Source organism: Agromyces sp. NPDC057865, from assembly GCF_042796995.1.
Classification (GTDB): domain Bacteria; phylum Actinomycetota; class Actinomycetes; order Actinomycetales; family Microbacteriaceae; genus Agromyces.
Genome location: NZ_JBHVMJ010000001.1, coordinates 1,442,805 through 1,469,310 on the forward strand (window position 1 = coordinate 1,442,805; position 26,506 = coordinate 1,469,310).

Annotated in this window: 22 protein-coding genes and 1 pseudogene; 13 read left to right on the forward strand and 10 right to left on the reverse strand. The window is 71.5% G+C overall.

Going from position 1 to position 26,506, the window contains the following annotated elements; translation table 11 throughout:
* Positions 1-3: 3 nt before the first annotated feature.
* Positions 4-873 carry an SIS domain-containing protein gene (locus ACFVN5_RS06840; RefSeq protein WP_376954334.1) on the reverse strand — a complete coding sequence of 290 codons (870 nt, stop codon included), beginning with the start codon at positions 871-873 and terminating at the stop codon, positions 4-6.
* A 408-nt stretch (positions 874-1,281) separates the two neighbouring features.
* Here ACFVN5_RS06840 and ACFVN5_RS06845 point away from each other — a divergent pair, with 408 nt between their 5' ends.
* Genes ACFVN5_RS06845 through ACFVN5_RS06855 form a run of 3 tightly spaced genes read left to right on the forward strand, consistent with a single transcriptional unit; the run spans position 1,282 to position 4,478 of the window.
* Positions 1,282-2,529: an extracellular solute-binding protein gene (locus ACFVN5_RS06845; protein WP_376954100.1), complete on the forward strand. Its 1,248-nt coding sequence runs from the start codon at positions 1,282-1,284 to the stop codon at positions 2,527-2,529.
* 56 nt (positions 2,530-2,585) lie between these two features.
* Positions 2,586-3,566 (forward strand): carbohydrate ABC transporter permease, encoded by a 981-nt coding sequence (locus ACFVN5_RS06850; protein ID WP_376954101.1) that lies wholly within the window; start codon positions 2,586-2,588, stop codon positions 3,564-3,566.
* 3 nt (positions 3,567-3,569) lie between these two features.
* Positions 3,570-4,478 carry a carbohydrate ABC transporter permease gene (locus ACFVN5_RS06855; RefSeq protein ID WP_376954102.1) on the forward strand — a complete coding sequence of 303 codons (909 nt, stop codon included), beginning with the start codon at positions 3,570-3,572 and terminating at the stop codon, positions 4,476-4,478.
* Positions 4,479-4,521: 43 nt separating this feature from the next.
* On the opposite strand, the gene ACFVN5_RS06860 is transcribed toward ACFVN5_RS06855, so the two are convergent.
* Positions 4,522-6,141, reverse strand: coding sequence for a beta-N-acetylhexosaminidase (locus tag ACFVN5_RS06860; protein WP_376954103.1), 1,620 nt, complete (start codon positions 6,139-6,141; stop codon positions 4,522-4,524).
* Between the two features lie 79 nt (positions 6,142-6,220).
* Positions 6,221-7,903, reverse strand: a complete 1,683-nt coding sequence (locus ACFVN5_RS06865; protein WP_376954104.1) for a family 20 glycosylhydrolase — start codon at positions 7,901-7,903, stop codon at positions 6,221-6,223.
* A gap of 340 nt (positions 7,904-8,243) precedes the next feature.
* Between ACFVN5_RS06865 and glyA the strand changes: the two genes are divergently transcribed.
* Together glyA and ACFVN5_RS06875 are read left to right on the forward strand one after the other, a co-directional pair.
* Positions 8,244-9,518 carry a serine hydroxymethyltransferase gene (gene glyA, locus ACFVN5_RS06870; protein ID WP_376954105.1) on the forward strand — a complete coding sequence of 425 codons (1,275 nt, stop codon included), beginning with the start codon at positions 8,244-8,246 and terminating at the stop codon, positions 9,516-9,518.
* 8 nt (positions 9,519-9,526) lie between these two features.
* Entirely contained in the window at positions 9,527-10,411 is an 885-nt protein-coding gene (locus tag ACFVN5_RS06875; RefSeq protein ID WP_376954106.1) for a bifunctional methylenetetrahydrofolate dehydrogenase/methenyltetrahydrofolate cyclohydrolase, read from the forward strand.
* Between the two features lie 82 nt (positions 10,412-10,493).
* Here ACFVN5_RS06875 and ACFVN5_RS06880 read toward each other — a convergent pair whose 3' ends face one another.
* Positions 10,494-11,582 carry a type I restriction enzyme HsdR N-terminal domain-containing protein gene (locus ACFVN5_RS06880; protein ID WP_376954107.1) on the reverse strand — a complete coding sequence of 363 codons (1,089 nt, stop codon included), beginning with the start codon at positions 11,580-11,582 and terminating at the stop codon, positions 10,494-10,496.
* A 290-nt stretch (positions 11,583-11,872) separates the two neighbouring features.
* Between ACFVN5_RS06880 and ACFVN5_RS06885 the strand changes: the two genes are divergently transcribed.
* The 3 genes and pseudogenes from ACFVN5_RS06885 to ACFVN5_RS06895 all read left to right on the forward strand — a co-directional run.
* Positions 11,873-13,108, forward strand: a complete 1,236-nt coding sequence (locus ACFVN5_RS06885; protein WP_376954108.1) for a cytidylyltransferase domain-containing protein — start codon at positions 11,873-11,875, stop codon at positions 13,106-13,108.
* A gap of 3 nt (positions 13,109-13,111) precedes the next feature.
* On the forward strand, positions 13,112-13,987 hold the full coding sequence (locus ACFVN5_RS06890) for an N-acetylneuraminate synthase family protein (RefSeq protein WP_376954109.1): 876 nt from the start codon (positions 13,112-13,114) through the stop codon (positions 13,985-13,987).
* A pseudogene (locus ACFVN5_RS06895) lies at positions 13,984-15,165 on the forward strand (DUF6716 putative glycosyltransferase); the annotation flags it as partial. The gene ACFVN5_RS06890 and the pseudogene ACFVN5_RS06895, both read left to right, overlap by 4 nt.
* A gap of 246 nt (positions 15,166-15,411) precedes the next feature.
* Here ACFVN5_RS06895 and ACFVN5_RS06900 read toward each other — a convergent pair.
* The gene (locus tag ACFVN5_RS06900; RefSeq protein WP_376954111.1) at positions 15,412-15,948 is read right to left on the reverse strand and encodes a gamma carbonic anhydrase family protein; all 537 of its coding nucleotides are present in this window, start codon (positions 15,946-15,948) and stop codon (positions 15,412-15,414) included.
* Positions 15,949-15,957: 9 nt separating this feature from the next.
* The gene (locus tag ACFVN5_RS06905) at positions 15,958-17,271 is read right to left on the reverse strand and encodes an APC family permease (protein ID WP_376954112.1); all 1,314 of its coding nucleotides are present in this window, start codon (positions 17,269-17,271) and stop codon (positions 15,958-15,960) included.
* A gap of 60 nt (positions 17,272-17,331) precedes the next feature.
* Here ACFVN5_RS06905 and ACFVN5_RS06910 point away from each other — a divergent pair, with 60 nt between their 5' ends.
* A complete protein-coding gene (locus tag ACFVN5_RS06910) occupies positions 17,332-17,838 on the forward strand; it encodes a YbaK/EbsC family protein (RefSeq protein WP_376954113.1) in 507 nt (168 codons plus the stop codon).
* Complete coding sequence (locus ACFVN5_RS06915; protein WP_376954114.1) at positions 17,835-18,461, forward strand: GNAT family N-acetyltransferase; 627 nt, start codon at positions 17,835-17,837, stop codon at positions 18,459-18,461. The genes ACFVN5_RS06910 and ACFVN5_RS06915 overlap by 4 nt, the downstream gene beginning before the upstream one ends.
* Here the strand turns inward: ACFVN5_RS06915 and galK are convergent.
* Together galK and galT are read right to left on the reverse strand one after the other, a co-directional pair.
* On the reverse strand, positions 18,421-19,578 hold the full coding sequence (galK, locus tag ACFVN5_RS06920; RefSeq protein WP_376954116.1) for a galactokinase: 1,158 nt from the start codon (positions 19,576-19,578) through the stop codon (positions 18,421-18,423). The two genes, ACFVN5_RS06915 and galK, sit on opposite strands and share 41 nt — an antisense overlap.
* Positions 19,575-20,708, reverse strand: a complete 1,134-nt coding sequence (gene galT, locus ACFVN5_RS06925) for a galactose-1-phosphate uridylyltransferase (RefSeq protein ID WP_376954118.1) — start codon at positions 20,706-20,708, stop codon at positions 19,575-19,577. Before galT ends, galK begins: the two co-directional genes overlap by 4 nt.
* 82 nt (positions 20,709-20,790) lie before the next feature.
* Between galT and ACFVN5_RS06930 the strand changes: the two genes are divergently transcribed.
* Positions 20,791-21,636 (forward strand): DeoR/GlpR family DNA-binding transcription regulator, encoded by an 846-nt coding sequence (locus ACFVN5_RS06930; protein ID WP_376954119.1) that lies wholly within the window; start codon positions 20,791-20,793, stop codon positions 21,634-21,636.
* Positions 21,633-22,565 (forward strand): aldose 1-epimerase family protein, encoded by a 933-nt coding sequence (locus ACFVN5_RS06935; protein WP_376954121.1) that lies wholly within the window; start codon positions 21,633-21,635, stop codon positions 22,563-22,565. The genes ACFVN5_RS06930 and ACFVN5_RS06935 overlap by 4 nt, the downstream gene beginning before the upstream one ends.
* Before the next feature lie 39 nt (positions 22,566-22,604).
* On the opposite strand, the gene ACFVN5_RS06940 is transcribed toward ACFVN5_RS06935, so the two are convergent.
* Together ACFVN5_RS06940 and ACFVN5_RS06945 are read right to left on the reverse strand one after the other, a co-directional pair.
* The gene (locus ACFVN5_RS06940) at positions 22,605-23,780 is read right to left on the reverse strand and encodes a MarP family serine protease (RefSeq protein WP_376954122.1); all 1,176 of its coding nucleotides are present in this window, start codon (positions 23,778-23,780) and stop codon (positions 22,605-22,607) included.
* Between the two features lie 184 nt (positions 23,781-23,964).
* The gene (locus tag ACFVN5_RS06945) at positions 23,965-24,630 is read right to left on the reverse strand and encodes a fasciclin domain-containing protein (protein ID WP_376954124.1); all 666 of its coding nucleotides are present in this window, start codon (positions 24,628-24,630) and stop codon (positions 23,965-23,967) included.
* A gap of 145 nt (positions 24,631-24,775) precedes the next feature.
* On the opposite strand from ACFVN5_RS06945, the gene ACFVN5_RS06950 reads away from it, so the two are divergent.
* On the forward strand, positions 24,776-26,491 hold the full coding sequence (locus tag ACFVN5_RS06950; protein WP_376954126.1) for a cytochrome c biogenesis protein DipZ: 1,716 nt from the start codon (positions 24,776-24,778) through the stop codon (positions 26,489-26,491).
* The last annotated feature ends 15 nt before the right edge of the window (positions 26,492-26,506 follow it).

Genomic DNA, 26,506 nt, shown 5'->3' on the forward strand with positions numbered 1-26,506 from the left:
CCGTCAGCCCTCGAGGATGACCGAGCGCGTGAGGTTGCGCGGCGAGTCGGGGTCGAGGCCGCGGTCGAGCGCGCGGGCGAGGGCGACGCGCTGCGCCCGGACGAGCTCGGCCATCGGGTCGAGCGAGCCGGCCTCGAAGCGGGCGCCCGTCGCGGCGACGTCGTCGGCGAGGCCGGCGGGCGGCTCGCCGAAGTGCCAGGTCACACGGCCCGGCGCCGCGATCGAGATCGGGCCGTGGCGGTACTCCATCGCGGGGTAGGACTCGGTCCAGGACTGCGAGGCCTCTCGCATCTTGAGCGCGGCCTCGTGCGCCAGCCCGACGGTCCAGCCGCGGCCGAGGAAGGCGTACTGCTCGGCGGCGACGAGCTCGGGGTCGAGGGCCTCGTCGACCGCGCGGCGGGCGTCGGCGACCGCGCCCGCGAGGTCCTCGCCGAGCGAGGCGCGGAAGAGCGCGAGCGCGGTCGTCGCGAAGCGCGTCTGCACCACGGACTGCTCGTCGGCGAACGGCAGGGTCACTGCTTCGTCGACCAGGCCGACGAGCGGCGAGGTCGGGTCGCCGATGACGCCGACGGTGGGCACGCGGCCGCGCAGCCGCTCGACGAGCTCGAGCACCTCGGTCGTCGTGCCCGACCGCGTGAGCGCCACGACCGCGTCGTAGCCGCGGTCGACGAAGGCCTCGGATGCCGCGAACGCGTCGGTCTCGCCGTGCCCGCCGGTCTCGCGCAGCCACGCGTACGACTGGGCGATGAACCACGAGGTGCCGCAGCCGACGACGGCGATGCGGGCGCCGCGGGCGGGGAGGAGGGACTGCTCGTCGCGCAGCGTCGCCGCACGCGCCCAGGTCTCGGGCTGCGAGGCGAGCTCGGCGGCCATGTGCGCCCCGGGCGCGCCCGCGCCGGCTGCGTGGTCGACGTGGTCGGCGGGCGGTGCGGCGTCGATGCCGTGGGTCATCGTGGTTCCTCCGGAGGGGCGTGAGTCGAGCGAGCAGATCAATGATTGCAAATGAGCGATGCGACTGTCCAGTGATCATCTGGGTGAGCGAGAGGACGACCGTCTCCGGTTCGAGTCGTGGCGGCATCCGCTTGGTAACGATCATGCAGCCGGTACTTGACGGATCGACCATCGCTCCGCCATCATCGTGACCACGAAGTGACTGGAACTGATCGTTGCCTGCTGTTTCGCGTCAGTTTCATGCACACGGCGGAGAGACTCCGCCACCCACCGCACCGGCGCGGCCATCGCGGCGCCTGTGATCACACCATGCACAGTGAGGAAGCACGAATGAAGAAGTCGCAACGCCTCGGCGCCGCGATCGCGCTCGCGGCCGCCGCATCGCTCACGCTCGCGTCATGCGGGTTCGGCGGCGGCGGTTCCGGCGGCGAATCCGAGGGCGGCACCACGCTGGACCTGCTGGTCCCGAGCTACTCCGATGCCACGCAGGGTCTCTGGGAGGACGTGATCGACGGGTTCCAGAAGGAGAATCCCGACATCACGGTCAACCTCGAGGTGCAGTCGTGGGACAACCTCGAGAGCGTGATCACCACGAAGATCCAGGGCGGTGAGGCTCCCGACATCTACAACGGTGGTCCGTTCGCGGGCTTCGCGGCCGACGGGCTGCTGTACCCGGCCGAGGAGGTCGTCTCCTCCGACACGTACAAGGACTTCCAGGAGTCGTTCCTCGCGAACGCCGAGGTCGACGGCACCGCGTACGCGCTGCCGCTGATCGCGTCGGCGCGTGCGCTGTTCGTGAACAACGCCCTGCTCGAGCAGGCCGGCGTCGCGGCGCCGCCCACCACGTGGGACGAGCTGCTCGACGCGGCGACGAAGATCTCCGCGCTCGGCGGCGGCATCGCCGGCTACGGCATGCCGCTGGGCTCCGAGGAGGCGCAGGCCGAGGCGGCCGTGTGGCTCTGGGGCGGCGGCGGCACGTTCGGCGACGCCGAGGCGATCACGGTCGACGACCCGGCGAACCTCCCGGGCGCCGACCAGATCAAGAAGATGATCGACGCGGGCGCGACCCAGGCCGACCCCGGCTCGACCGACCGGTCGCCGCTGATGGACATCTTCATCCAGGGCAAGATCGGCATGCAGGTCGGCCTCCCGCCGACGGTGGGCCAGATCGCGGACAACAACCCCGACCTGGACTACTCGATCGTCCCGATCCCCACGAAGGACGGCAGCCCCTTCACGCTCGGCGTGATGGACCAGCTCATGGCCTTCCAGAACGACGGCGACAAGCAGGACGCGATCACGAAGTTCTTCGACTACTACTACTCGTCGGACGTGTACGTGCCGTGGGTGCAGGCCGAGGGCTTCCTGCCCGTCACGAAGTCGGGTGCTGAGGCGCTCGGCGGCGAGGAGTCGCTCGCACCCTTCCTCGAGGTCCTGCCCGACGCGCAGTTCTACCCGTCCACGAACCCGAAGTGGTCGGCGACGGATGCCGCGTTCAAGGCGCTCTTCGGCCAGATCCAGACCAAGCCGGCACAGGACGTGCTGACCGAGATCCAGGCCCAGGTCGACGCCGGCTGACGCCGCGGCATCCGTTTCGAATCGCACCACCGGAGGGAATCGGTGACCATCGCACCATGAGCACCTCGACCGATACGTCATCGACCCCCGCGGGGGCGGCCACCGGCCGCCCCCGCACCGGCGGGGGCAAGGCCGACGGGCCGGCCGCGCGCAAGCCCGGCGGCCGCGACCTGCTCGCCTCGCTGCCCTGGATCGGCCCCGCGCTGATCCTGATCCTCGGCGTCGTGCTGTTCCCGGCCGTCGTCATGTTCTACAACTCCACCCGGGACATCTCGATCTCGGGCCTCGACAAGGGGTCGGTCGGCTTCGACAATTACGTCGAGGTGTTCTCGTTCCCGTACTTCTGGCCGATCTTCGGGCGCACCATCGTCTGGGTCGTCGTGGTCGTCGCCGCGACCGTGCTCATCTCGCTCGGGCTCGCGCAGATCCTCGACAAGGCGTTCCCGGGCCGGCGGATCGTGCGCCTCGCGGTGATCATCCCGTGGGCGGCGTCCGTGGTCATGACCACCCTGGTCGTCTACTACGGGCTCGAGCCGTACTTCGGCATCATCAACAAGTTCCTCGTCGACGTCGGCCTGATCGACACCCCCGAGGGCTACGGCTGGACCCGCAACCCCACGACCGCGTTCGCCTGGTCGATCGTCGTGGCCGTGTTCGTGTCGCTGCCGTTCACCACGTACACGATCCTCGCGGGCCTTGCGACTGTGCCCGGCGACGTCGTCGAGGCCGCGAAGATGGACGGCGCCGGACCCGTGCGCACCTACTTCAGCGTGGTCCTCCCGCAGCTGCGCGGCGCCCTCTCGGTGGCCGTGCTGATCAACATCATCAACGTGTTCAACTCGCTGCCGATCCTGAAGGTGATGACCGGGTCCATCCCCGGCTACGACGCCGACACGATCATGACCCTGATCTTCAAGTACATCCAGAACCAGCACAAGGTCGACGTCGCCAGCGCCCTGTCCGTCGTCGCCTTCCTGATCGTCATCGTGATCGTCGCGGTGTACGTGAGGGTCGTCAAGCCCACCCGAGAGGTCTGACCCGTGGCCGTCACCGCACCCGCGTTCGAGACGATCGGCACCCCCGCCCCGGTCAACCGGCGACGCCGATACACCGAGGACCAGGTCTCGATCTGGCGCGTGCTGCTCCGCATGTTCGCCGGCGCGATCGTGCTCGTCGTGTTCATCCTCCCGTACACGATCATGTTCTTCGGCTCGGTCAAGACGAAGTCCCAGATCCGCTCGGTCGACCCCACCTACTTCCCCACGGAGTGGCACTGGGAGAACTACATCACGATGTGGTCCACCCCCGAGACGCCGCTGCCGCAGAACCTGATCTCGACCATCGTCATCTCGGTGTTCGCGACCCTGCTCGTGCTCGGCGTCGCCCTCCCCGCGGCGTACTACACCGCACGGTTCCGGTTCCCCGGCCGGTTCGTGTTCCTGTTCCTCGTCATCGTCACCCAGATGCTCCAGCCCGCCGTGCTCACCTCGGGCCTCTTCCGCCAGTTCGTCACCCTCGGCCTGATCGACACCTGGGCCGCGATGATCTTCATCAACGCCGCGTTCAACCTCTCGTTCGCGGTCTGGATCATGCACTCCTTCTTCGCCGGCGTCCCCAAGGAGATCGACGAAGCCGCGCAGATCGACGGCGCCGGACGCCTCACCGTCCTGTTCCGCATCCAACTCCCACTGGTCTGGCCCGGCATCGTCACCGCGATCGTGTTCACCTTCGTGGCCTGCTGGAACGAGTTCGCCGCCTCCCTCGTGATCCTCTCCACCGCCGGCAACCAGCCGCTCTCCGTCGCCCTCACCAAGTTCGTCGGCCAATACGAGACCTCATGGCACTACGTCTTCGGCGTCTCAATCGTCGCGATCATCCCCGTCGTCATCCTCTTCATGCTCATCGAGAAGCGCCTCGTCGGCGGCCTCACCGCCGGCAGCGTGAAGTAGCGCGGGGCTGCGCTCGCCGGCGCGACAGCCGGCATCCGTCAGATCACCACGGCAGGTCGCTCGAGCGGTGGAAGTTCACCCCCAGCACCTCGAAGTGCTGGAGGAACGAGACGAGACGCGGAGCGAACTCCTCGAAGTCGCGCCCGGCGCCGTCCTCGGGCTCTGGCGACCATGCGACCTCCGCGAGGGCGCCGAGCCGCGGGAACGCGAGGTACTCGGCGTCCTCGATCGAGGTGACCGTCTCGGTCCAGAGCGGCGCCTCGATGCCCAGGATCTGGTCGTCGCCCACGCCGTCGAAGATGTCGGCCGGATCCCAGGTGTAGGACTCCTCCACATCGTGCACCGGGGCCCAGTCCAGTCCGAGGTACGCGTCGTCGGGATAGACCTGGTCGACGTAGGCCACGTCGGGCGGCGACATGATGATGCGACCGCCCTGGTCGAGGAACGAGTGCACGAGCTCGATCCCCGACTCGTTCGGCTCGGTGTAGCCCCAGTACTGTCCGATCGTGCCTTCGGGCAGGGAGTCGGACACGCCCAGCTCCTGCCAGCCGATCGGGATCTTGCCGGCGTCGACGACCGCCTGGGTCGTCAGCCCCATGAAGTAGATGTACTCGTCGTCGGTGTATCCGGACACCTCGTCACCGCCGAAGTGCACGTAGGGACCGGGGGCCAGGGCGGCGAGCTGCGTCACCACGTCGACGGCCATCTGCTCGGCCGCGAGGCTCGTCGGGCAGAGTGAGCTGCCGCCGCCCGCGGCGAGGGTGTGCGGCTGGGGCGCCTCGCCGTCGCAGGTGAGCTCGCCGTAGGCGGTGAGCGCGGCGTGCGTGTGGCCGGGCATGTTCGCCTCGGGGACGATCATGACGTTCCGTGCCGCCGCGTAGTCGACGATCCCGCGGAACTCCTCCTGCGTGTAGTACCCGCCGGGACCGGCATCCACCTCGAACTGCCCGCCGACCTCGGTGAGGAGGGGCCAACCCTCGATCTCGATGCGCCAGCCCTGGTCGTTCGCGAGATGCAGGTGGAGGGTGTTGATCTTGAGCATGGAGATGTCGTCGATGTACCGCTCGACCTCCTCGATGCTCATGAAGTGCCTCGCGACGTCGAGCATCGCGCTGCGGTAGGCGAACCGTGGATAGTCCGTGATCTCGACGGCGACGACCTCGATCGCATCGCCCAGCGGCTGGCCCGACTCGATGGCCGCCGGGAGCAGCTGGCGGAGCGTCTGGACGCCGTTCCACAGTCCGCCGGAGGCGCTGGCACCGATGCGGACGCCCTCGCGTTCGACGCGGAGCGTGTAGCCCTCGTCGGCGTGGCCCTCGGGCGCCTCGTCGTCCGCGATGACGAGCGAGATGTCGGCCGTCCGGGGCTCCTCGCCTGAGACCACGGGGATCTCGAACCCGCTGGCCGGCCGGAGCATCGCGGCGAGGAGCTCCGCGGTGCCGGCCGCGGCGGGGTCCTCGGCGTCCACGACGATCCGCGTGCCGGATTCCAGCGTGTAGTCGTCGCCGCGGACGCCGGAGATCTGCACGGGCTGGGGAACGACCGCGATGTCGGGCGGGGCCGGCACCGTCGCCCACGACGCGCCGACCAGTGCGCCGGCGGCGATCACGGCTCCCGTCGCCGCGGCCACCGCCGTGATCGTCCATGCCGTTCGACGCTGCACGTCGGCCTCCTCCGCGGGTTCGAGGTGAGTATAGGCTGCGCCGCCGTGTGCGGGCCTCGGGGGTCCGATGCGGTCGGTCCTACTCCGCCCAGGGCACCCCGCGCACGCGGTGGTACGCGACCCCGAGCGCATCGAGGTGCCGCCCCACGGCGGCCACGCGCCCGAAGAACTCCGCGATGTCGCCGTCGCCCCGCACGCCGGTGTCCGACGCGGGACGCGGCGACCACCCGATCTCGGCGATCGCGAGGATCCGCGGGAACGCCATGAACTCGACCTCGGAGTGCGCGCGGATGGTCTCCGTCCAGAGCGGGGCCTCGACGCCGAGGAGCTCGTCGTCGCCGATGCCGGGCACGACCGCCGCCGGATCCCACTTGTACGCCTCGTCGAGCGACGTCGGGCCCTTGGCCCAGTCGAGTCCGAGCCGGCCGCCGAGCGGCCCCTGAGGGTTGTCGACGTACTCCATGTCGAGGTACGCGACGTCGGCGGGCGACATGATCACGCGTCCGCCCTGCTCGATGAACGACTGCGTCTGCGCGACTGCGTCGCCCTCGGGCTCCACGAAGCTCCAGTACTGCCCGATGGTGCCGGGCGGCAGCTCCCGCGACGCGCCCATCTCGTGCCAGCCGATCACGGTCTTGCCCGTCGCGGCGCCGGCCGCGCCGATGCGGCGGACGAGGTCGAGGTAGTCCTCGGTGCTCGTCGAGAGCGACTCGTCGCCGCCGAGGTGGAGCCACGGCCCGGGCGTGAGCTCCGCGACCTCGCGCGTGACATCCGCGAGGAACCGATCCGTCACCGCGGCCCGCTCGGGCGAGGCGCACAGCGACGAGAACCCGACCTCGGTGCCCTCGTACGGCTCGGGCGCGACCCCGTCGCAGTTCAGCTCGGGGTACGCGCTCAGCGCGGCGTTCGTGTGCCCGGGCAGGTCGAGCTCGGGCACGATCGTGATGAAGCGGGCCGCGGCGTAGTCGACGATGCGGCGGTAGTCGTCCTTCGTGTAGAAGCCGCCGCCGTCCCCGCCGACCGACGTCGAGGCGCCGATCCCCGTGAGCTCGGGCCACGAGTCGATCTGCAGGCGCCAGCCCTGGTCGTCGGTGAGGTGCAGGTGCAGCACGTTGAGCTTCACGAGCGCCATCGCGTCGAGGTAGGCGAGCACGTCCTCGACGGGGAAGAAGTGCCGCGCGACGTCGAGCATCGCACCGCGGTAGGCGAACCGGGGCGCATCGGCGACGGATGCCGCGGGCACGGTCCATCCGCCGTCGGGCTCGCCGCCCGCGGCATCCGTGCGCTCGATCGCCGGGGGCAGCAGCTGCCGCAGCGACTGCGTGCCCCGGAACAGCCCCGCCGCCGTGTCGGCCGCGATCCGTAGGCCGTCGTCGCCGGCCTCGAGCACGTAGCCCTCCTCGGCGCGGTCGGGCGCCGTTCCGGCGGCCACGACGAACTCGAGATCGGCGCGAGCCGAAGCGGATGCCCCGTCCTCCGCGTCGACCACCGGCAGCTCGAACCCGGTGGCCCGCCGCGCCTGCTCGGCGAACACGTCCGCGACTGCAGCGGCGCCCGCGCCCGACGCGACGATGCGCGACGACGCGTCGAGCCGGAACGGCGCCGCGTCGGGGTACTCGGCGGACGTGGGGGCGGGGACGATGCCGGTCACGGCGTCTCCGTTCTCTGGTGCGGTGCAGGCGGTCAGGGCGCCGAGCACGGCTGCGGCCACCGCGACGGCGGCGAGTGCGGCGGTGCCTCGGCGGGCGGTGCGTCGATGCATGCGTCCCCTGGGTCGTGGCGGCCGGCGTCGGGCCGGACCATCCGACGCGACGGTCCCCCACCGATAAGGCAGGAGTCCTAACAAACATGTGCGTCCACCATCCTGCCACGCCTCGACGTCGAATGACAGCGTCGCCGGATGACGGGTGCGGATGCCGCCGACACGGCCGCGCGCGGCATCCGTTGCTATGCTTGCCACCGTCGCGACTGGCGTTGAGATGGGCACCCATCGGGGAGCGACTGGCACGGACCGACCGCACGCCTGGGCCGGTGCGCCTGCTGCCGCGCGAGTCGCGCTCGCAGCAGCACCCTTCAGGTCCGCATGTCATAAGGAGCCAGTCTTGGCCGAATCCGTCTTCAATGCCCCGCTGTCCGAGGTCGACCCCGAGATCGCCGAAGTTCTCGAGCTCGAGCTCGGACGCCAGCGCGACTACCTCGAGATGATCGCGAGCGAGAACTTCGTCCCGGTGTCGGTGCTGCAGTCCCAGGGCTCGGTGCTCACCAACAAGTACGCCGAGGGCTACCCCGGCCGTCGCTACTACGGCGGCTGCGAGTTCGTCGACATCGCCGAGTCGCTCGCCATCGAGCGCGCGAAGAGCCTCTTCGGCGCCGAGTACGCGAACGTCCAGCCCCACTCGGGCGCCACCGCCAACGCGGCCGTGCTGTCGGCCATCGCCACGCCGGGCGACACCATCCTCGGCCTCGAGCTCGCGCACGGCGGCCACCTCACGCACGGCATGAAGCTCAACTTCTCGGGCAAGCTCTACAACGCCGTGTCCTACGGCGTCGACCCCGAGACGTTCCTCGTCGACATGGACGTGGTGCGCGACAAGGCCCGCGAGCACAAGCCGCAGGTCATCATCGCCGGCTGGTCGGCGTACCCTCGTCACCTCGACTTCGCCGCGTTCCGCGAGATCGCCGACGAGGTCGGCGCGAAGCTCTGGGTCGACATGGCGCACTTCGCGGGCCTCGTGGCCGCGGGCCTGCACCCGTCGCCCGTGCCTCATGCCGACGTCGTGTCGTCGACCGTGCACAAGACGATCGGCGGCCCGCGTTCGGGCTTCATCGTCGCGCGCGACATGGAGCTCGCGAAGAAGCTCAACTCCAACGTGTTCCCGGGCCAGCAGGGCGGCCCGCTCATGCACGTCATCGCGGCCAAGGCCACGGCGTTCAAGATCGCGGCATCCGCCGACTTCAAGGACCGCCAGGAGCGCACCATCCGCGGCGCGCAGATCCTCGCCGAGCGCCTCACCGCCGACGACTCGCGCGCCGCCGGCGTCGACGTGCTCACGGGCGGCACCGACGTGCACCTCGTGCTCGCCGACCTGCGCAACTCCGCGATGGACGGCCAGCAGGCCGAAGACCTGCTGCACGACGCGCTCATCACCGTGAACCGCAACGCCGTGCCGTTCGACCCGCGCCCGCCGATGGTCACCTCGGGCCTGCGCATCGGCACGCCCGCGCTCGCGACCCGCGGCTTCGGCGACGCCGAGTTCACCGAGGTCGCCGACATCATCGCCCTCGCGCTGCAGGGCGGGGCGGATGTCGCGGCGCTGCGCTCGCGCGTCGAGGCGCTCACGGCGGAGTTCCCGCTCTACCCCGGCCTCCAGCAGTAGGGAGCGGCATGACGGCGATCACCCTCGACGGCGTCGCCACCGCGTCGTCCGTCAAGAACGAGCTGAAGAGCCGGATCGCGCTGCTGCGCGCCCACGGGGTCGTGCCGGGACTCGGCACGCTCCTCGTGGGCGACGACCCGGCGTCGCGGTCGTACGTCGCGGGCAAGCACCGCGACTGCGCCGAGGTCGGCATCGAGTCGATCCGCATCGACCTCCCGTCGTCGGCGACCACCGCCGACGTGCGGGCGGCGATCACGGACCTCAACTCCTCGCCGGCGGTCACTGGCTACATCGTGCAGCTGCCGCTGCCCCCGGGCCACGACGAGAACGCGATGCTCGAGCTCATCGACCCCGACAAGGACGCCGACGGGCTGCACCCGACGAACCTCGGCCGGCTCGTGCTCGGCATCGAGGGTGAGCTGCACTCGCCCCTGCCGTGCACGCCCGCCGGCATCGTCGAGATGCTGCGCCGCTACGACGTGCCGATCCGCGGCCGTCACGTCACGGTCATCGGACGCGGCCTCACGGTCGGTCGTCCGCTCGGGCTGCTGTTCACCCGCAAGGGCCTCGACGCCACCGTCACGCTCACGCACTCGCGCACGGCCGACCTGGCCGCCGAGGTGCGCCGCGCCGACATCGTCGTGGCCGCCGTGGGCGTGCCGCACCTCGTGCAGCCCGACTGGATCAAGCCGGGCGCCGCGGTGCTCGACGTGGGCATCACGCGCGTGCAGGACGAGGAGACCGGCAAGGGCAAGCTCACGGGCGACGTCGACCCGGCCGTCGCCGAGGTGGCGGGTCACCTCTCGCCGAACCCCGGCGGCGTGGGCCCGATGACCCGCGCGATGCTCCTCGCCAACGTCGTGAAGGCGGCCGAGCAGCGCCTGAACCGCTAGTCGCGGTTGGTCAGGATACTGACGAAGGGGTCGCAGCCAGCGGCTGCGACCCCTTTCTGATCCGTACGGCGTGAGATCCGGATTACTTGTATCGAGCGACTGCAGCGCGGATCTCGTCGGCGTAGGTATAGATGTCCTCGAGACCGTCGATGGGATGGCGCGATTCCACCTTTTCTTCATCGAGCAGACCCAAGTACTTCTGCTTCCGCGAGTTGAAGTGAAGGCGTGCGATAGGCCGGCGATTGTTGTCGTCGAGCAGAATCGCGAAGTACGACTTCGAGTCGCGCTGCGAGATTCGCTGCGGCTTCACTTCGCTGCAGGCGATCGCCTTCACGATCTGGTAGGCCTCGAGTTCCTCAAGTGTCGTCTCGATTTCCGTGTCTCGGTCCAGATCCTGGTCCGATACCGCCTTGCTCGGGATTTCGGCTTCAGTCTCGCTTGCAGGGGCGTAATTGCTGCCTCGCAGAGCAGACTTCAGGCGGTCGTTCACCTGATCGTTGATGAACTGAGCACTGGCCTTTGCGACCAGCGGGGCGAACTGGTCTCTGACCTTCTGCGTGATCGAACCGTCGTAGACCCGGCCGATGAAGAACCGTGCCCACTCATCAGAGGGCGAACGGAACTGCTCAGCGATCTCACGCTTGATGTGACCGATGTACTTGAGCTCGCCTGCGGCGCTGATGACTGAATCGAGGTCGAAGCGCTCTTTGGTGAGCTTCTTCAACTCTCCGACCAGGGACTCATCGATGTTGAGGAGGTCGAGAACCAGGAACGGCTTCTCGTCCATCTTGTTCGGAGCGTCGAGGTCCGTGAAGAAGTGGTAGTTCTGGCCGTTCGTAAGCACCGCAATGCGAGCGTTCGTGACAGCGAAGTAGCGGAAGAGCTGCGACGCGTGCTCGAGCTTCAGGGGCGCGGTCGAACTCTTGCATTCGATCAGCATCTGGACTTCGTTGTCCCGCATGATCGCGTAGTCGATCTTCTCGCCGCGCTTGATGCCGACGTCGGCTGTCAGTTCGGGCACCACCTCGAGCGGATCGAAGACGTCGTAGCCCAGGACCGTCGAGATGAACGGCATGACGAATGCGTTCTTCGTCGCCTCTTCCGTGAGGATTGCATCCTTCTGGTTCTGCACCTTCTGCGCCAGAGCGGCGAGTGCATCGTTGAAGTCCATCGTCACCTTTCATTTGGAACCCAGGTGACTCTATCGATGTGCATGGATCCTTTCGGTGATCGACGCGGTTTGTCTTCCGGTCTGGATACGTTCGTCTTCCGGTTCGGACCGAGCTGCTTTCTGCAGCTCCGATCGCCTCGATCGCGGGTGGTTCGCGATCACCGAAGGGACCCCGAGTTCCGGTGGCCATTTCGCTCGATCGGCGCGCCTTTCCGTCCGTCCCCCACCCCGCAATCGATCGTTCACCCCGCGTGCACGATCGCGCCACCGTCGCGGCATAGCTTCGCCGCATGGACCGCGACCAGCCGAGCGCCGACCGCGCGCACGCCGTGGCGATCATCCCGGCGCGGGGCGGCTCGAAGGGCCTGCCCGGCAAGAACGTGATGCGCGTCGGCGGGATCCCGCTCGTCGCCCGGGCGGTGGCCGCGGCACGTGCCGCGCGCACCGTGGGCCGCGTCGTCGTCACGACCGACGACGGCGAGATCGCGCGCGTCGCCCGCGAGGCGGGCGCGTCCGTCGTGCAGCGTCCCGCCGATCTCGCGGGCGACACCGCGTCGTCGGAGTCGGCGCTGCTGCACGCGCTCGACGCGTTGCGGGGGAGCGGTCGGGACGAGGCATCCGTCACGCTCTTCATCCAGGCGACGTCGCCCTTCATCGAGCCCGAGGACCTCGACGGGGCGGTCACGGCCGTCGCGAACGGCGAAGCCGACAGCGTCTTCGCAGCCGTGCCGAGCCACGCCTTCATCTGGCGCGACGAGCACGGCCGCAACTCGCGCGGCGCGTTCGGCGTGAACCACGACGCCGGCGTCCGCCTGCGGCGGCAGGACCGCCCGGCCGAGTTCCGCGAGACGGGCGCGTTCTACGCCGTGCGCACGAGCGGCTTCCGCGAGGCGCGGCACCGGTTCTTCGGCCGCATCGCCGTGCACCTCGTGCCCGACCTGCACGGCGTCGAGATCGACACCGCCGCCGACCTCGTTGTCGCGCAGGCGCTCGCGAACCTCATCGACGGCCCGACGCACGCGATCGACGTCGACGCCGTCGTCACGGACTTCGACGGCGTGCACACCGACGACACCGCCATCGTGGGGGAGGCGGGCGTCGAGTTCGTGCGGGTCAGCCGCAGCGACGGGCACGGCGTCGCGCGCCTGCGCGAGGCCGGCATCCCGATGCTCATCCTCTCCGCCGAGACGCACCCTGTCGTGAGCGCCCGCGCCGCCAAGCTCGGCGTCGAGGTGCGACAGGGCGTCGCCGACAAGGCGACGGCGCTCGCCGACTGGGCGAGCGCCCGCGGCATCCGCCTCGACCGCATCGCGTACCTCGGCAACGACCGCGGCGACCTGCCCGCGCTCGAGCTCGTCGGATGGCCCGTCGCGGTCGCCGACGCGATCCCCGAGGTCAAGCGGCTCGCCCGCGTCGTGCTCGAGCGAGCCGGCGGCCTGGGCGCGGTGCGCGAGCTCGCCGACGCCGTCGTCGCCGCACGTGCTGCAGCTTCCCCCGTCCTCACCACCGCCCTCGAAGGAGCCTGACCAATGTCAGCAGTGCGCATCGGCCGTTCGGTCGTCGGACCCGGCATGCCCGTCTACGTCATCGGCGAGATCGGCCTCAACCACAACGGCGACGTCGAGATCGCCAAGCGGCTCATCGACGTGGCCGCCGAGTCCGGCGCGCAGGCGGTGAAGTTCCAGAAGCGCACGCCCGAGATCGCGACGCCCGAGCACATGCGCGACGTGCTCCGCGAGACGCCGTGGGGCACCATGACCTACCTCGACTACCGCCGTCGCGTGGAGTTCGGCGAGGCCGAGTACCTCGAGATCGCGTCGTACGCGCTGCGTGCGGGCGTCGACTGGTTCGCCTCCCCGTGGGACGTGCCCTCGGTCGAGTTCCTCGAGCGACTCGACGTCGTGGCGCACAAGATCGCGTCGGCGTCGGTCACCGACCTCGAGCTGCTCGAGGCCGTCGCCGCGACCGGCAAGCCCGTGATCCTCTCGACCGGCATGTCGACGCTCGACGAGATCGACCGAGCCGTCGACGTGCTCGGCACCGAGCGGCTCGTGCTCATGCACGCCACGTCGAGCTACCCGATGCCGGCGAACGAGGCCAACCTGCGCATGATCCCGGCGCTCGAGGGCCGGTTCCCGGGCGTGCCCGTCGGCTACTCGGGGCACGAACGCGGACTGCAGATCTCGCTCGCGGCGGTCGCACTCGGCGCGGTCGCGGTCGAACGGCACATCACGCTCGACCGCGCGATGTGGGGCAGCGACCAGGCCGCCTCGCTCGAGCCGCAGGGCCTCGAGCACCTCGTCCGCGACATCCGCATCATCGGCGAGGCCATGGGCGACGGCGTGAAGCGCGTCTTCCCCGGCGAGGAGGCCCCGCGGGCGAAGCTGCGCCGGGTCCCGGCGTGACGGGCGGCTTCGAGCGGGCGGATGCCGCGATCGCGGCCGATCCCGAGTGGGCGGATGCCGCGACGCGACGCCTCCTCGTCCTCGCCGACTCCGACTCCTACGTGAAGTGGGGCGCGGCGCTCGCCTCGACGCTGCCCGATTCGTGGACGGCCCGGCTCGTGATCGTCGCCTCGCCCGTGATGCCGAGCGGACGTCAGCTGGCCGACGCGCTCGCCGGCACACGGTTCACGAGCGGCGACGTGCACGTCGTCCACCTCGACGACCTCGACGCGCTCGTCGACGAGGCGCAGCCGCATGCGGTGCTGCTCTCGCTCCGAGGACCGTTCGTGCGCGTCGTCGCGCCCCTCCTGCAGCGCCGCGACGACCGGCCAGCGCTCCTCAGCGGGTTCCCCGGGCTCACGATCCCGGCGGTGCCGAAAGCCGTGATCTACCGCGAGCAGACCGACCTCATCGTGCTGCACAGCCGCCGGGAGGTGCGCGAGTTCGAGGCCAACGCGTTCGACCTCGGCGTCGACCCGGCGCTCGGGCTCGCGACGCTGCCGTTCTTCGCGACGAGGGCGCGCGGGGTTGTCGGCGCGGGTGGGGGCGGCTCGGGAAGGTCGGGCGGCTCCGGCACGTCGGGCGCCTCGGGTACAACGGGCGGCTCGGCCTCGACGGGCGAGGTCGTGCCCGCGACATCCGATGGCGACGTCGTCTTCGCCGCCCAGGCGAAGGTGCCCGCGCAGCTCGAGGATCGCGTGCGCGTGCTCGCGGCCCTCGCGGAGCACGCCCGCCGGAACCCCGAGCGGCGCGTGATCGTGAAGGTGCGTGCGCGGCGCGGCGAGGCGCAGACCCACCGCGAGGAGCACGACTACGCCGAGCTCGTCGAGGAGCTGGGCTCGGCCGCGCCGCCGAACCTCGTGGTCGAGCATGGACCCATGGCCGCGAAGCTCGCACGGGCCGGCGCGCTCGTGACCGTCAGCTCGACGGCCGCGCTCGAGGCCGTGGCGATGGACCTCCCCGTGCTCCTCCTCGACGACTTCGGCGTCTCGCCCGCGATGATCAACACGGTGTTCGAGGGCTCGGGCCTGTTCGGCTCGACGCGCGACCTCGTCGCCGGCCGCTTCCGGCACGCGGCACCCGCGTGGACCGCCGACAACTACTTCCACGGCATCGACGGCGACGACTGGACCGGGCGGCTCGACGCGCTCGTCGCCGCCCGCGAGATCGTGCCCCTGCGGCCGATCGAGCGCCGTCACGACACGAGCGGCGGCGCGCTCCGGACCGCCTACGAGCGGCGCCGCATGCTCGGCGACTACGACCGCGATCCGGTCGGCACGGTGGCGTGGACGTTCGGCGTCGCGGCTCGCACCGCGGTGCGGCGTGCGCGTCGGCTGCGCCGGTGGCTGCAAGGTGCGACGGATGCCGCGACCGGCCGCACGGGCTCAGTCGACGGGCGCGGTGTGCTCCTCGACGTGCCGCAGGTAGGCGGCGGCGTTGCGGCGGATGCCCTCCCGCTCCGCGTCGGAGAGCTCACGCCGGACCTTGCCGGGCACGCCCGCGACCAGTGACCCTGGCGGCACCACGGTGCCCTCGAGCACAACGGCGCCGGCGGCGACGAGCGACCCCGAGCCGATGACCGCGCCGTTCAGCACGGTCGCGCCCATGCCGATGAGGCACTCATCCTCGACGGTGCAGCCGTGCAGCACCGCGCCGTGGCCCACGGAGACGCCGCGTCCGATCGTGAGCGGGAAGCCCGCGTCGACGTGGCAGACGACCGTGTCCTGCAGATTGGCGTCGGCGCCGAGCACGATGGGCTCGGCCTCGGCGCGCAGCACGGCGTTGTACCAGACGCTCGAGCCCGGCTCGAGGCGCACGTTCCCGACGATCACGGCGCCGGCGGCCACGAACGCGTCGTCGTCGACGACCGGGGCCGGGATGCCGGCGATGGTGAGGATGCGGGCTGAGGGGTCTGCGCTCATGGCGCCAGCCTATTCGGCCGCGTCCGTCCCCTCGGTGGGACGGGCGGTCCCTGATCCCCGACGGCGGCGCAGCGCGAGGACGACGAGGCGCACGAGCGCGCCCACGGCGAAGACGACGAGGCCGCCCACGACCGCCTCGATCGGCAGGGTGGCGACGAGCACGAGGCATCCGATCGCGCCGGCGATGCTGAGCCACCGCGGCACCCGTCGCTCCTCGCGCGGCTGCGTCACGGCGGAGAGATTCGCGATCAGGTAGTAGACGAGCACGCCGAAGCTCGAGAAGCCGATGGCGCCGCGCAGGTCGGCGACGAGCACGAGCGCGATGACGGCGACCGCCACGACCACCTCGGCGACCCAGGGCACGTGCGAACGCGGATGCACCGTGGCCAGCGGCGTGGGCAGCTCGCGGTCGCGCGCCATCGCGAGCGCGGTGCGGCCGATCCCGGCGACGAGCGCGAGCAGGGCGCCGAGCGCGGCGATCGCCGCCCCGACCTGCACGACGGGTGCGGCGCATCCCCAGCCGCTCACGACGACCAGGTCGGCGAGCGGTGCGTCGACCGAGGAGGCGAGGTACGCCGGACCGAGGACCAGCAGCAGCACGAGCGCGAGCGCCGCGTACAGGACGACGACGATGCCGAGCGCGATCGCGATCGCGCGGGGGATCGTGCGCGCCGGATCGCGCACCTCCTCGCCGAGCGTCGCGATGCGGGCGTACCCCGCGAACGCGAAGAACAGGAGGCCGGCGGACTGCAGCACGCCGTACCAGCCGACGTCGGGCGTGCCCGCGGCCTGCTGCGGCGCGACGCCCGCCTGGAACAGGTGCGTCGCGCCGGCCGCGAGCACGAGCGCCAGCACCGCCAGCACCACGACCACGATGATCGTGGCCGCCCGCGCCGTGCGCGTGATCCCGAGGAGGTTGACGCCGGCCAGCACGACCACCGCGAGCACCGCGACGGGGCGCTCCCACTCCGTCGGCACCAGGTAGTCGGCCGCCGTCATGGCCATCGCCGCGCAGCTCGCGGTCTTGCCGACCACGAACCCCCAGCCCGCGAGGAAGCCCGGCCACGCGCCGAGTCGCTCGCGCCCGTACCGGTAGGCGCCCCCCGACTCGGGGTAGCGTGCCGCGAGCTGGCCGGTCGAGCTCGCGTTCGCGTAGGCCACGAACGCCGCGACCGCGAGGCCGACGAGGAGCCAGGCTCCGGCCGCCTCGGCCGCCGGATGCCACACCGCGAACACGCCGGCGCCGATCATCGACGCGAGGCCGATCGCGATCGCGTCGCGGAGCCCGAGTCGCCGGGCGAGTGAGGGCTGCTGGGCGGTCACGCGGGCACCCTACTCCACCGCGGTGAATCGCGTCCGCCGGGCCTGCCGTAGGATCGACGCATGCCCGCCGAGCAGACCAGCACGCCATCGCACGCCGCCGTCGACCGCGTCACCGAGGCGCTCCACGCGCAGGGCGTCACGCCCGAGGTGGTGTGGTTCGACGACGCAGTCACCACCGCCCAGCTCGCCGCCGACGCCCTCGGCGTGCAGGTCGGCCAGATCGCGAACTCGCTGGTGTTCACGCTCGACGACGAGCCCATCCTCGTGCTCACGTCGGGCGCGCACCGGGTCGACACCGAGTGGCTCGGCGGCGAACTCGGCGGCGTTATCGGCCGTGCGTCGAAGGAGGTCGTGAAGTCGGCCACCGGCCAGGTCATCGGAGGCGTCGCACCGGTGGGGCATCCGTCGCCGGTTCGCACGTTCGTCGACACCGACCTCGCGCAGTACGACGAGGTGTGGGCCGCGGCAGGCCACGCCAAGACGGTGTTCCCCACGACCTTCGACGAGCTCGTGCGCATCACCGACGGCACACCGCGCGCGGTCGAGCCGAACGCGGCCACGGCGTGACGCCGCACGTCGCCTGGCCACGACCGGCCGGGGTGCTCGAGCTGCGGCCGCCGACCGACGAGGACCTCGACGCGGTGCTCGCGTGGCGCAACCGGCCCGAGGTGACGCGCTGGCTGCTGCGCACCACCGTCGATCCCGAGGCTTACCGCCGGGCATGGTCGGCCGGCGCCGACGACCCCCACGACCACGCGGTCGTCGCGGTGGTCGACGGCGCGGTCGTCGGCACCGGGTCGCTCGAGGTGAGCGACGCGATGGGCCAGTTCGACGGCGCGGATGCCGCTGACGGCCCGTCCGCTGCGGCCCCGTGGCGACGCAGGGAGGGCGAGCTCGGCTACCTCATCGACCCCGACCACGCCGGCCGCGGATATGCGACGGCGATCTCGCGCGCGCTGCTCGACCTCGCGTTCGGCGAGCTCGGCCTGCACCGCGTCACGGCCGGGTGCTTCGCCGACAACGTCGCCTCCTGGCGCGTGATGGAGAAGCTCGGCATGCGCCGCGAGCAGCATGGCGTCAGGGACTCGTGGCACGCCGAGCTGGGCTGGGTCGACGGGTTCACCTACGGGATCCTCGCCGACGAGTGGGTCACGCGTCGCGACGTGCGCCCTGGCTCGGGTGCACCGTGAACACCGAGGGCTCGCGGTAGCCGCGCTCCGCGAACGCCGAGCGCACCGCCCGGGTCAGGTCGGGCACGAGCTCGTCGGCGATGAGCGCGATGGCCGAACCGCCGAAGCCGCCGCCCGTCATGCGGGCGCCGACGGCGCCGTTGGCCTGCGCGGTCTCGACCGCGAGGTCGAGCTCGGGCACCGAGATCTCGAAGTCGTCGCGCATCGACACGTGCGACGCGTCGAGGAACGACCCGATCGCGCCCGGGCCCCGCTCGCGCAGGGCGCGCACGGTGTCGAGCACGCGCTGGTCCTCGGTGACCACGTGCCGCACGCGGCGGAACGTCTCGTCGTCGAGGAGCGCCTGCGCGCGCGGCAGGTCGTCGGGCCGGAGGTCGCGCAGCGACTCGACGCCGAGCGCCCGCGCGCCGGCCTCGCACGAGGCGCGCCGGGCCGCATAGCCGCCCGAGGCGTGCGCGTGCTCCACCCGGGTGTCGACGACCAGCAGCGACAGCCCGTGCGCCGCGAAGCCGAGCGGGATCACGTCGGCGTCGAGGCTGCGGCAGTCGAGGAAGACGCCGGCGTCGGCCTCGCCGAGGAGCGACGCCGACTGGTCCATGATGCCCGTGGGGGCGCCGACGACGCGGTTCTCGGCGAGCTGCCCGACCTTCGCGAGCGTGGGCCGGTCGAGGTTGAGGCCCCAGTGCTCGTCGAGGGCGAGTGCGACCGCGGACTCGATGGCGGCCGAGGAGGAGAGGCCCGCGCCGATCGGCACCGAGCTGGTGATGTAGAGGTCGACGCCGCGCACGTGCTCGAGGTCGGCCCCGTGCTCCCCGAGCGCCCAGGCGACGCCGAGCGGGTACGCCGCCCAGCCGTCGACGGCGTCGGGCGCGAGCTCGTCGAGGTGCACCTGCACCGGCTCGGCCGCGAAGCTCGAGGCGACGCGGAGGACGCGGTCGTCGCGGTCGCCGAGGGCGACGGCGGTGCGCTGGTCGATCGCGAACGGGAAGACGAAGCCGTCGTTGTAGTCGGTGTGCTCGCCGATGAGGTTCACCCGGCCCGGTGCGGACCATGCGCCGACGGGGCGCCGTCCGTACCACTCGGCGAATCCGTGCATCGCCTCGGCGACCTCGTTCATGCCTCGACCTCTCCGACCTCGTCGATCGCTCGGCGCAGGTCCTCGGCCTGCGTCTCCGGGGGGACGTCCCCGATCCATGCTCCCATCGCCGCCTCGGAGCCGGCGAGGTACTTCAGCCGGTCGGCGGCACGGCGCGGGCTCGTGAGCTGGAGCATGAGCCGCACGTCGTCGCGGTGCTCGTGCACGGGCGCCTGGTGCCAGGCGGCGATGTACGGCGTGGGGGTGTCGTAGAGCCGGTCGACGCCGCGCAGGAGCCGCAGGTAGAGCCCGGCGAGCTCGTCGCGCTCCTCGAGCGTGGTCTCGGCGAAGTCGGGCACGTGCCGGTGGGGGAGCAGGTGCACCTCGATGGGCCAGCGGGCCGCGAACGGCACGAACGCCGTCCAGTGCTCGCCGCTCAGGAGCATCCGCGGGCCGTTGCGCTCGCGCTCGAGGACGTCGCCCATGAGCGTGGGGCCGTAGGCGTCGATCGACGCGAGGAGCCGCTCGGTGCGCGGCGTGACGTAGGGGTAGGCGTAGATCTGGCCGTGCGGGTGCGGCAGCGTGACGCCGATCTCGCGGCCGCGGTTCTCGAACGGGAAGACCTCCTCGACGCCCGGCAGCGCCGACAGCGCGGCGGTGCGCTGCGCCCACGCCTCGATCACGGTGCGGGCACGCGATCGGCTCAGCGTGCCGAAGGAGCCCTCGTGCTCGGGGCTGAAGCAGACGACCTCGCAGCGACCGACCGAGGGGCGCGTGCGCTCGAGGCCGACCTCGCGGAAGGCCGCCAGCGCGTCGGCGCTCGACGCGTCGGCCGGGGCGAGCTCCGGCCCGAACGACGGCGAGCGGTTCTCGAACACCGCGACGTCGTAGCTGCTCGGGATCTCGGACGGGTTGGTCGGCGTCTGCGGCGCGAGGGGGTCGGCGTCGGCCGGCGGCAGGAACACGCGGTTCTGCCGGGCGGCGGCGATCGAGATCCACTCGCCGGTGAGCGGGTCCTGCCGCATCTGGGCGGTCGCGGGCCGGGGGTCGAGGGCTCGCGCGTCGATCGCGCGCTCGGGCGGGAGCTGTGTGTCGGCGTCGTCGAAGTAGATGAGCTCGCGGCCGTCGGCGAGCTTCGTCGGGCGCACGGCGATGCGGGGGTGGGTCTGCACGCGGCCACGATACGCGACTTTCGTTTCGCAAACAACCGGGTTTCGTATTGCAAAGTACGCCGTGGGCGCGCATGATGCCGGTATGACGCATGCCCCAGCCGTGACGAACGCGCCCATCGACGCGCCGCGGCGCCGCGAGCTGGCCCTCGCGCTGGTCGCCGAGCGCGGCTTCGTGCGCGTCGCGGAGCTCAGCACCGCGTTCGGCGTCACCACCGTCACCGCCCGCGCCGACCTCGACGCGCTCGAGCGCCAGGGCGCCATCCGCCGGGTGCACGGCGGCGCCGTCCCGCTCTCGTCGGCCGTCGAGGCCGAGCGCCCCGACCGCGAACCGTCGTTCGAGGAGGCGCTCGCGGCATCCGTCGAACCCAAGCGACGCATCGGCGAGCATGCGGCCGCCATGGTGCGCAGCGGTCAGAGCATCATCCTCGACGTGGGCACCACGACCCTCCAGGTCGCGCGCGCCCTGCGCGCCCGAACCGACCTCGAGGACCTCGTCGTGTTCACGAACGGGCTGTCGATCGCGCTCGAGCTCGAGGACGAGATCCCGCGCTTCACCGTCGTCGTCACGGGCGGCACGCTGCGGCCCAAGCAGCACTCGCTGGTGCATCCGCTCGCCGGCTCGATGCTCGACGAGGTGCACGTCGACCTCGCGTTCATCGGCTGCAACGGCGTCGACCCGGTGCACGGCGTGACGAACGCCAACCTGCCCGAGGCGGCCGTGAAGGCGCTCATGCTGCGGGCCGCAGCACGCTCGGTCGTTGTCGCCGACGGCTCGAAGCTCGGCGAGGTGCACCTCGGTCGCATCGCCCCGATCGACGCGTTCGACGTGCTCGTGACGGATGCCGCAGCGCCCACGCCGCTCGTCGCCGAGCTCGAGGTCTCGGGGCTCGCGGTGCAGCTGGCGCAAGACCCTAGAGTGGACGCATGACTCTTCCCACGGGCGAGCAGTTCGAGCTCGAGACGTCGACCGCGAGCGGCGACCTGAAGGCGACGATCACCGCGGTGGCCGCGGGCATCCGCACCCTCAGCATCAACGGCATCGACCTCGTGCCCGCCTACGGGGAGGACCAGGCGCCGCCCATGGGCGCCGGCATCGTGCTCGCGCCGTGGCCGAACCGCATCCGCGACGGGCGGTGGACCCACGACGGCGTCACCCGCCAGCTCGCGATCACCGAGCCCGCGCGCGACAACGCCATCCACGGGCTCCTGCGCTACACCGAGTACACGCCCATCGCGCGCGAACGCGACTCCGTGACGCTCCGCGCCGTGATCTACCCCCAGCTCGGCTACCCGTTCCTGCTCGGCACGGCCGTGCACTACGAGCTCGTGTCCGACGGCCTGCAGGTCACCCACTTCGTGGAGAACCTCGGCGTCGAGGCCGCTCCGGTGGCGATCGGTTCGCACCCCTACCTGAAGATCGGCGGCGTGCCGACGGCCGACCTCTCGCTGCGGCTCGACGCCGCGAGCCACATCGAGGTCGACGACCGCCTCCTGCCCACGGGCGAGGTGCCGGTCGACGGCACCGAGTGGGACTTCCGCGAGGGTCGCCGCGTGGGCGACGTCGACCTCGACGACGCGTTCGGCGAGCTCGCGAGCGAGGACGGCCAGGTGCTGCACACGCTCACCGCGCCCGACGGCCGCAGCGTGTCCATCTGGGCCGACGACGAGTTCGACTACGTGCAGGTGTTCACGACGCGCGAGTTCCCCGGCGAGCACGGCGACGTCGCGATCGCCGTCGAGCCGATGACGGCGCCCGCCGAGGCGTTCAACTCCGGTCGCGGCCTCCGCTGGCTCGGCCCGGGCGAGGACTGGCAGCTCAGCTGGGGCATCCGCTTCGAGGGCTTCAGCGCCGACTGACGCGGGCGCGTCCGCTCACGCCGCTTCGCCCACGGGTCGTCAGCCGAGGCACGAGCCCGAGTCGACGGGCTCCTCGAGCGACGCCGCCTGGTCGGCCAGCGGCCGCAGCGTCGACACCGGGATGGCGAAGCCGACGTTCTCGACCGAGTCGGACTTGGCGAACACCACGCCGCCGACCGACCCTTCGCCGGTGAGCACCGGCCCGCCGGAGTTGCCGTGGTCGACGTCGGCCGCGAGGGTCACGATGTCGCGGACCGACGTGCGGCCCGACTCCTCGATCGTGATCGGGCCGATCGACATCACCCGCGCGGGCCGCACCTCGAGCGGTCCGCCGAACGGGTAGCCCGCCACGGCGACCTCGTCGCCCGAGGCGGGCTCGGCGATCGCGAGGGGCGGCGTCGCCAGCCCCGAGACCGCGATGAGGGCGAGGTCGTTCGCGTCGTCGTAGGCGACGACGCGGCCCTGCACGGCCGGCTGGCCGGGCGCCTCGACGATCGGCTCGGTGACGCCGGCGACCACGTGGGCGTTGGTCACGATCCGGTCCTCGGCGACGACGAAGCCGCTGCCCGAGAGGTTGCTGCCGCACTGGTACGCGGTCCCCGTGATGCGCACCACGGAGTTCGACGCAGCGGCGAGGGCGCCGTCGTCGAGGCCGCCGGCGGGCAGCTGGGGCGCCTCGGTGGGGCCCTCGAGCACCTCGACCAGCCACGGGATGCCCTCGCCGAGTGCGGCCGTGCGCAGCTCCGCGAGCAGCGTGCGCGCCGGCGCCGGCGTGACGAGGTCGAGCGTCGAGAGCACGCGGGAACCCGCGACCGTGGGCGAGAGCACCGGGACGCCCATCGCGGAGATGCCCGACCCCACGAGCGCCACGACGAACGCGGTCACGAGCAGGTTGCCGATCGCGCCGAGGATGCGGTCGATCACGGCGAGCTTCGCGGCCTCGGCGCCGTGCCGGAGCGCGCGGCCGACGACCGCGCCGAGCCACGCGCCGAGCGACAGCAGCACGAGCGCGGTGAGCACCGCGACGGGTGCGCGCCACTGGGGCACCGGGATGAGGTTCGCCACCCAGGGCATCACGAAGTACGCGGCGATGCCGCCGAGGACGAGTCCGACGAGCCCGGCGGCGGTGCGCAGCAGGCCCGATCGGTAGCCGTTCACGACCGCGCCGATGAAGACGAGCACGAGCAGCACGTCGAGCACGATGCTCCACACCATGTCGGCTCCGTCCACTCGTCGGGTCGCGGCCTCCAGCCTGCGGCATCCGCCTTCGAGACTGCTGCGAGTGGGCGCCGGTGGTGCGGGGCTCGACCGGGGGAGCGGGCCGGTCGGCAGGCACGCGGACGGGCGGCCACGAGGTCCCCCCGTCGTGGCCGCCCGCGTCGATGGCGCCGCCGCACGGTCACATCGGCATGAGCACCGTGTCGATCAGGTACACCGTGGCGTTCGCCGTGTGCACGCCGCCGCAGATCACCGCCGCGTCGTTCACCTTCAGGTCGTCGCCGGAGCCGGTGACCTCGACGGTGCCGCCCTGCACGGTGGTCTGCGTGCCGACGACCTCATCGGGCGAGAGCTGTCCGGGAACGACGTGGTACGTGAGGATCGACGTGAGCGTCGCGGAGTCCGTCTTCAGGGACTCGATCGTGGCGGCGTCGATCTTCGCGAAGGCGTCGTCGACGGGCGCGAACACGGTGAACTCGTCGCCGTTCAGGGTGTCGACGAGGTTCACGTCCGGGTTCAGCTGGCCGGAGACCGCGGCCACGAGGGTCGTGAGCAGCGGGTTGTTCGACGCCGCGACGGCAACGGGGTCGGTGGACATGCCGACGACCGAGCCGGGGCCGTCGGGCACCTGCTCCGCGTAGGCCGCGCAACCGGGACCGACCAGGTCGGCCGCGGGGTCCATCTCCATGGCCTCCTCGGTCGGCTCGGCGGACTCGGTCATGGCCGGCGCGTCGCTCTCGGCGGCGTTCCCCCCGGACATGCTGCAGCCCGAGAGGCCGAGCATCGCGAGGGCGACGACGGAACAGGCGGCGAGGGCCGCTCGGGTGCTGCGGGTTGAGGATCGCATCGGTTCACTCCTTCGTCAGGCGGCCACGAGCTGGGCCGTTGCGAGGGATTCGAGACCGAGCACCGACCGGATTGGAACCGACGGCGACCAATCGCATCCGCGCACCGCTGCGAATCACGGGTGACCTCGAGAAAGCAGGACCTCCGTGATCACGCTCGCGCTCATCGGCCTCCTCGGCGGCCTCATCACCGGCATCTCGCCGTGCATCCTCCCGGTGCTCCCGGTGATCTTCCTCTCGGGCGGCGCGCAGAGCGCGAGGGGCACGACGGATGCCCCGCAGGCGAGCCGCTGGCGTCCCTACCTCGTGATCGCGGGGCTGGTCCTCAGCTTCAGCGTCTTCACCCTCGTCGGCTCGCTCGTGCTGGGCCTCCTCGGACTGCCGCAGGACGTGCTGCGCTGGGCGGGCATCGTCGTGCTCGTGCTCATCGGGATCGGACTCATCGTGCCGCGGTTCGAGGAGCTGCTCGAGAAGCCGTTCTCGTGGATCCCGCGGAAGGACGTCGGCACCGAGCGCGGCGGGTTCGCGCTCGGCTTCGCCCTCGGCGCGGTGTACGTGCCGTGCGCCGGGCCCGTGCTGGCCGCGATCACGGTCGCCGGATCCACCGGCCGCATCGGCGTCGAGACCGTGGTGCTCACCGTCTCGTTCGCGGTCGGCGCCGCGCTGCCGCTGCTCGTCTTCGCGCTCGCGGGCCGGCGGGTCGCGGAGCGGGTGCGGACCTTCCGGACGCACCAGCGCGGCATCCGCATCGCCGGCGGCGTCGTGATGATCGCGCTCGCGGCAGGTCTCGTGCTCAACCTGCCGCAACTGCTGCAGCGTCTCGTGCCCGACTACACGAGCGCCTTCCAGGACCAGCTCGCCGACTCGGAGGAGGTCACCCGTGCGCTCGACCTCGGCGGCCTCGTGACCGACGAGAACGCGGAGCTCGACCGGTGCACGAACGGCGCGGCGGAGCTCGAGTCGTGCGGCACGGCCCCGTCGCTGCGGGGCATCCAGCAGTGGTTCAACACGGACGACGGCGCGGCCGTCGACCTGGCCGGATTGCGGGGGCGGGTCGTGCTCGTCGACTTCTGGGCGTACTCGTGCATCAACTGCCAGCGCTCGATCCCGCACGTCGTGGCGTGGGACGAGGCGTACCGCGACGCCGGCCTCACGGTGGTCGGCATCCACTCGCCCGAGTACGCGTTCGAGAAGGAGCCGCGCAACGTCGCGGCCGGCATCGCCGCGTTCGGCATCGACTACCCGGTGGGGCTCGACAACTCGCTCGCGACCTGGACGAACTACCGCAACCGGTACTGGCCGGCGCACTACCTCATCGACGCCGAGGGCACCGTGCGGCACATCTCGTTCGGCGAGGGGAACTACGTCGCCACCGAGGGCCTCATCCGCGAGCTGCTGGTGCAGGCCGATCCCGCGGTCGCACTGCCCGCGGCCACCGAGCAGGCCGACGACACCCCCGAAGCCGGTTCCACGACGCCCGAGACGTTCCTCGGCACCACCAAGCAGGTCAACTTCGCGGGCGAGGAACCCTACCGGCGGGCGACCACCGCATTCGCGTTCCCCGAGCGGATGCCGGCCGACGCCTTCGCGCTCGACGGCGCGTGGGCGCTCGACACCCAGTCGATCGCTCCAGCCGACGACGCCGCCCGCGTGCGCCTGTCGTACACCGGACGCGAGGTCCGCATGGTGCTCGGCGGCACCGGATCCGTGACCATCGACGACGGCAGCGGCGAGGCGCGTCGCATCGAGGTCTCCGGCGTGCCGCGCTCGTATCTCCTCGTCCGAACGGATGCCGCGGCATCCGGCACTCTCACCGTCACCGTGTCGGCCGGAGTCGACGCCTACTCGTTCACGTTCGGATGACGACCCATGTGCTGG

Coding starts and splice junctions, on each gene's coding strand:
- ACFVN5_RS06840 (WP_376954334.1), bottom strand. CDS start 873: ATGGCCGCCGAGCTCGCCTCGCAGCCCGAGACCTGGGCGCGTGCGGCG.
- ACFVN5_RS06845 (WP_376954100.1), top strand. CDS start 1,282: ATGAAGAAGTCGCAACGCCTCGGCGCCGCGATCGCGCTCGCGGCCGCC.
- ACFVN5_RS06850 (WP_376954101.1), top strand. CDS start 2,586: ATGAGCACCTCGACCGATACGTCATCGACCCCCGCGGGGGCGGCCACC.
- ACFVN5_RS06865 (WP_376954104.1), bottom strand. CDS start 7,903: ATGCATCGACGCACCGCCCGCCGAGGCACCGCCGCACTCGCCGCCGTC.
- ACFVN5_RS06875 (WP_376954106.1), top strand. CDS start 9,527: ATGACGGCGATCACCCTCGACGGCGTCGCCACCGCGTCGTCCGTCAAG.
- ACFVN5_RS06880 (WP_376954107.1), bottom strand. CDS start 11,582: ATGGACTTCAACGATGCACTCGCCGCTCTGGCGCAGAAGGTGCAGAAC.
- ACFVN5_RS06885 (WP_376954108.1), top strand. CDS start 11,873: ATGGACCGCGACCAGCCGAGCGCCGACCGCGCGCACGCCGTGGCGATC.
- ACFVN5_RS06890 (WP_376954109.1), top strand. CDS start 13,112: ATGTCAGCAGTGCGCATCGGCCGTTCGGTCGTCGGACCCGGCATGCCC.
- ACFVN5_RS06900 (WP_376954111.1), bottom strand. CDS start 15,948: ATGAGCGCAGACCCCTCAGCCCGCATCCTCACCATCGCCGGCATCCCG.
- ACFVN5_RS06910 (WP_376954113.1), top strand. CDS start 17,332: ATGCCCGCCGAGCAGACCAGCACGCCATCGCACGCCGCCGTCGACCGC.
- galK (WP_376954116.1), bottom strand. CDS start 19,578: ATGAACGAGGTCGCCGAGGCGATGCACGGATTCGCCGAGTGGTACGGA.
- ACFVN5_RS06930 (WP_376954119.1), top strand. CDS start 20,791: ATGACGCATGCCCCAGCCGTGACGAACGCGCCCATCGACGCGCCGCGG.
- ACFVN5_RS06935 (WP_376954121.1), top strand. CDS start 21,633: ATGACTCTTCCCACGGGCGAGCAGTTCGAGCTCGAGACGTCGACCGCG.
- ACFVN5_RS06940 (WP_376954122.1), bottom strand. CDS start 23,780: ATGGTGTGGAGCATCGTGCTCGACGTGCTGCTCGTGCTCGTCTTCATC.
- ACFVN5_RS06945 (WP_376954124.1), bottom strand. CDS start 24,630: ATGCGATCCTCAACCCGCAGCACCCGAGCGGCCCTCGCCGCCTGTTCC.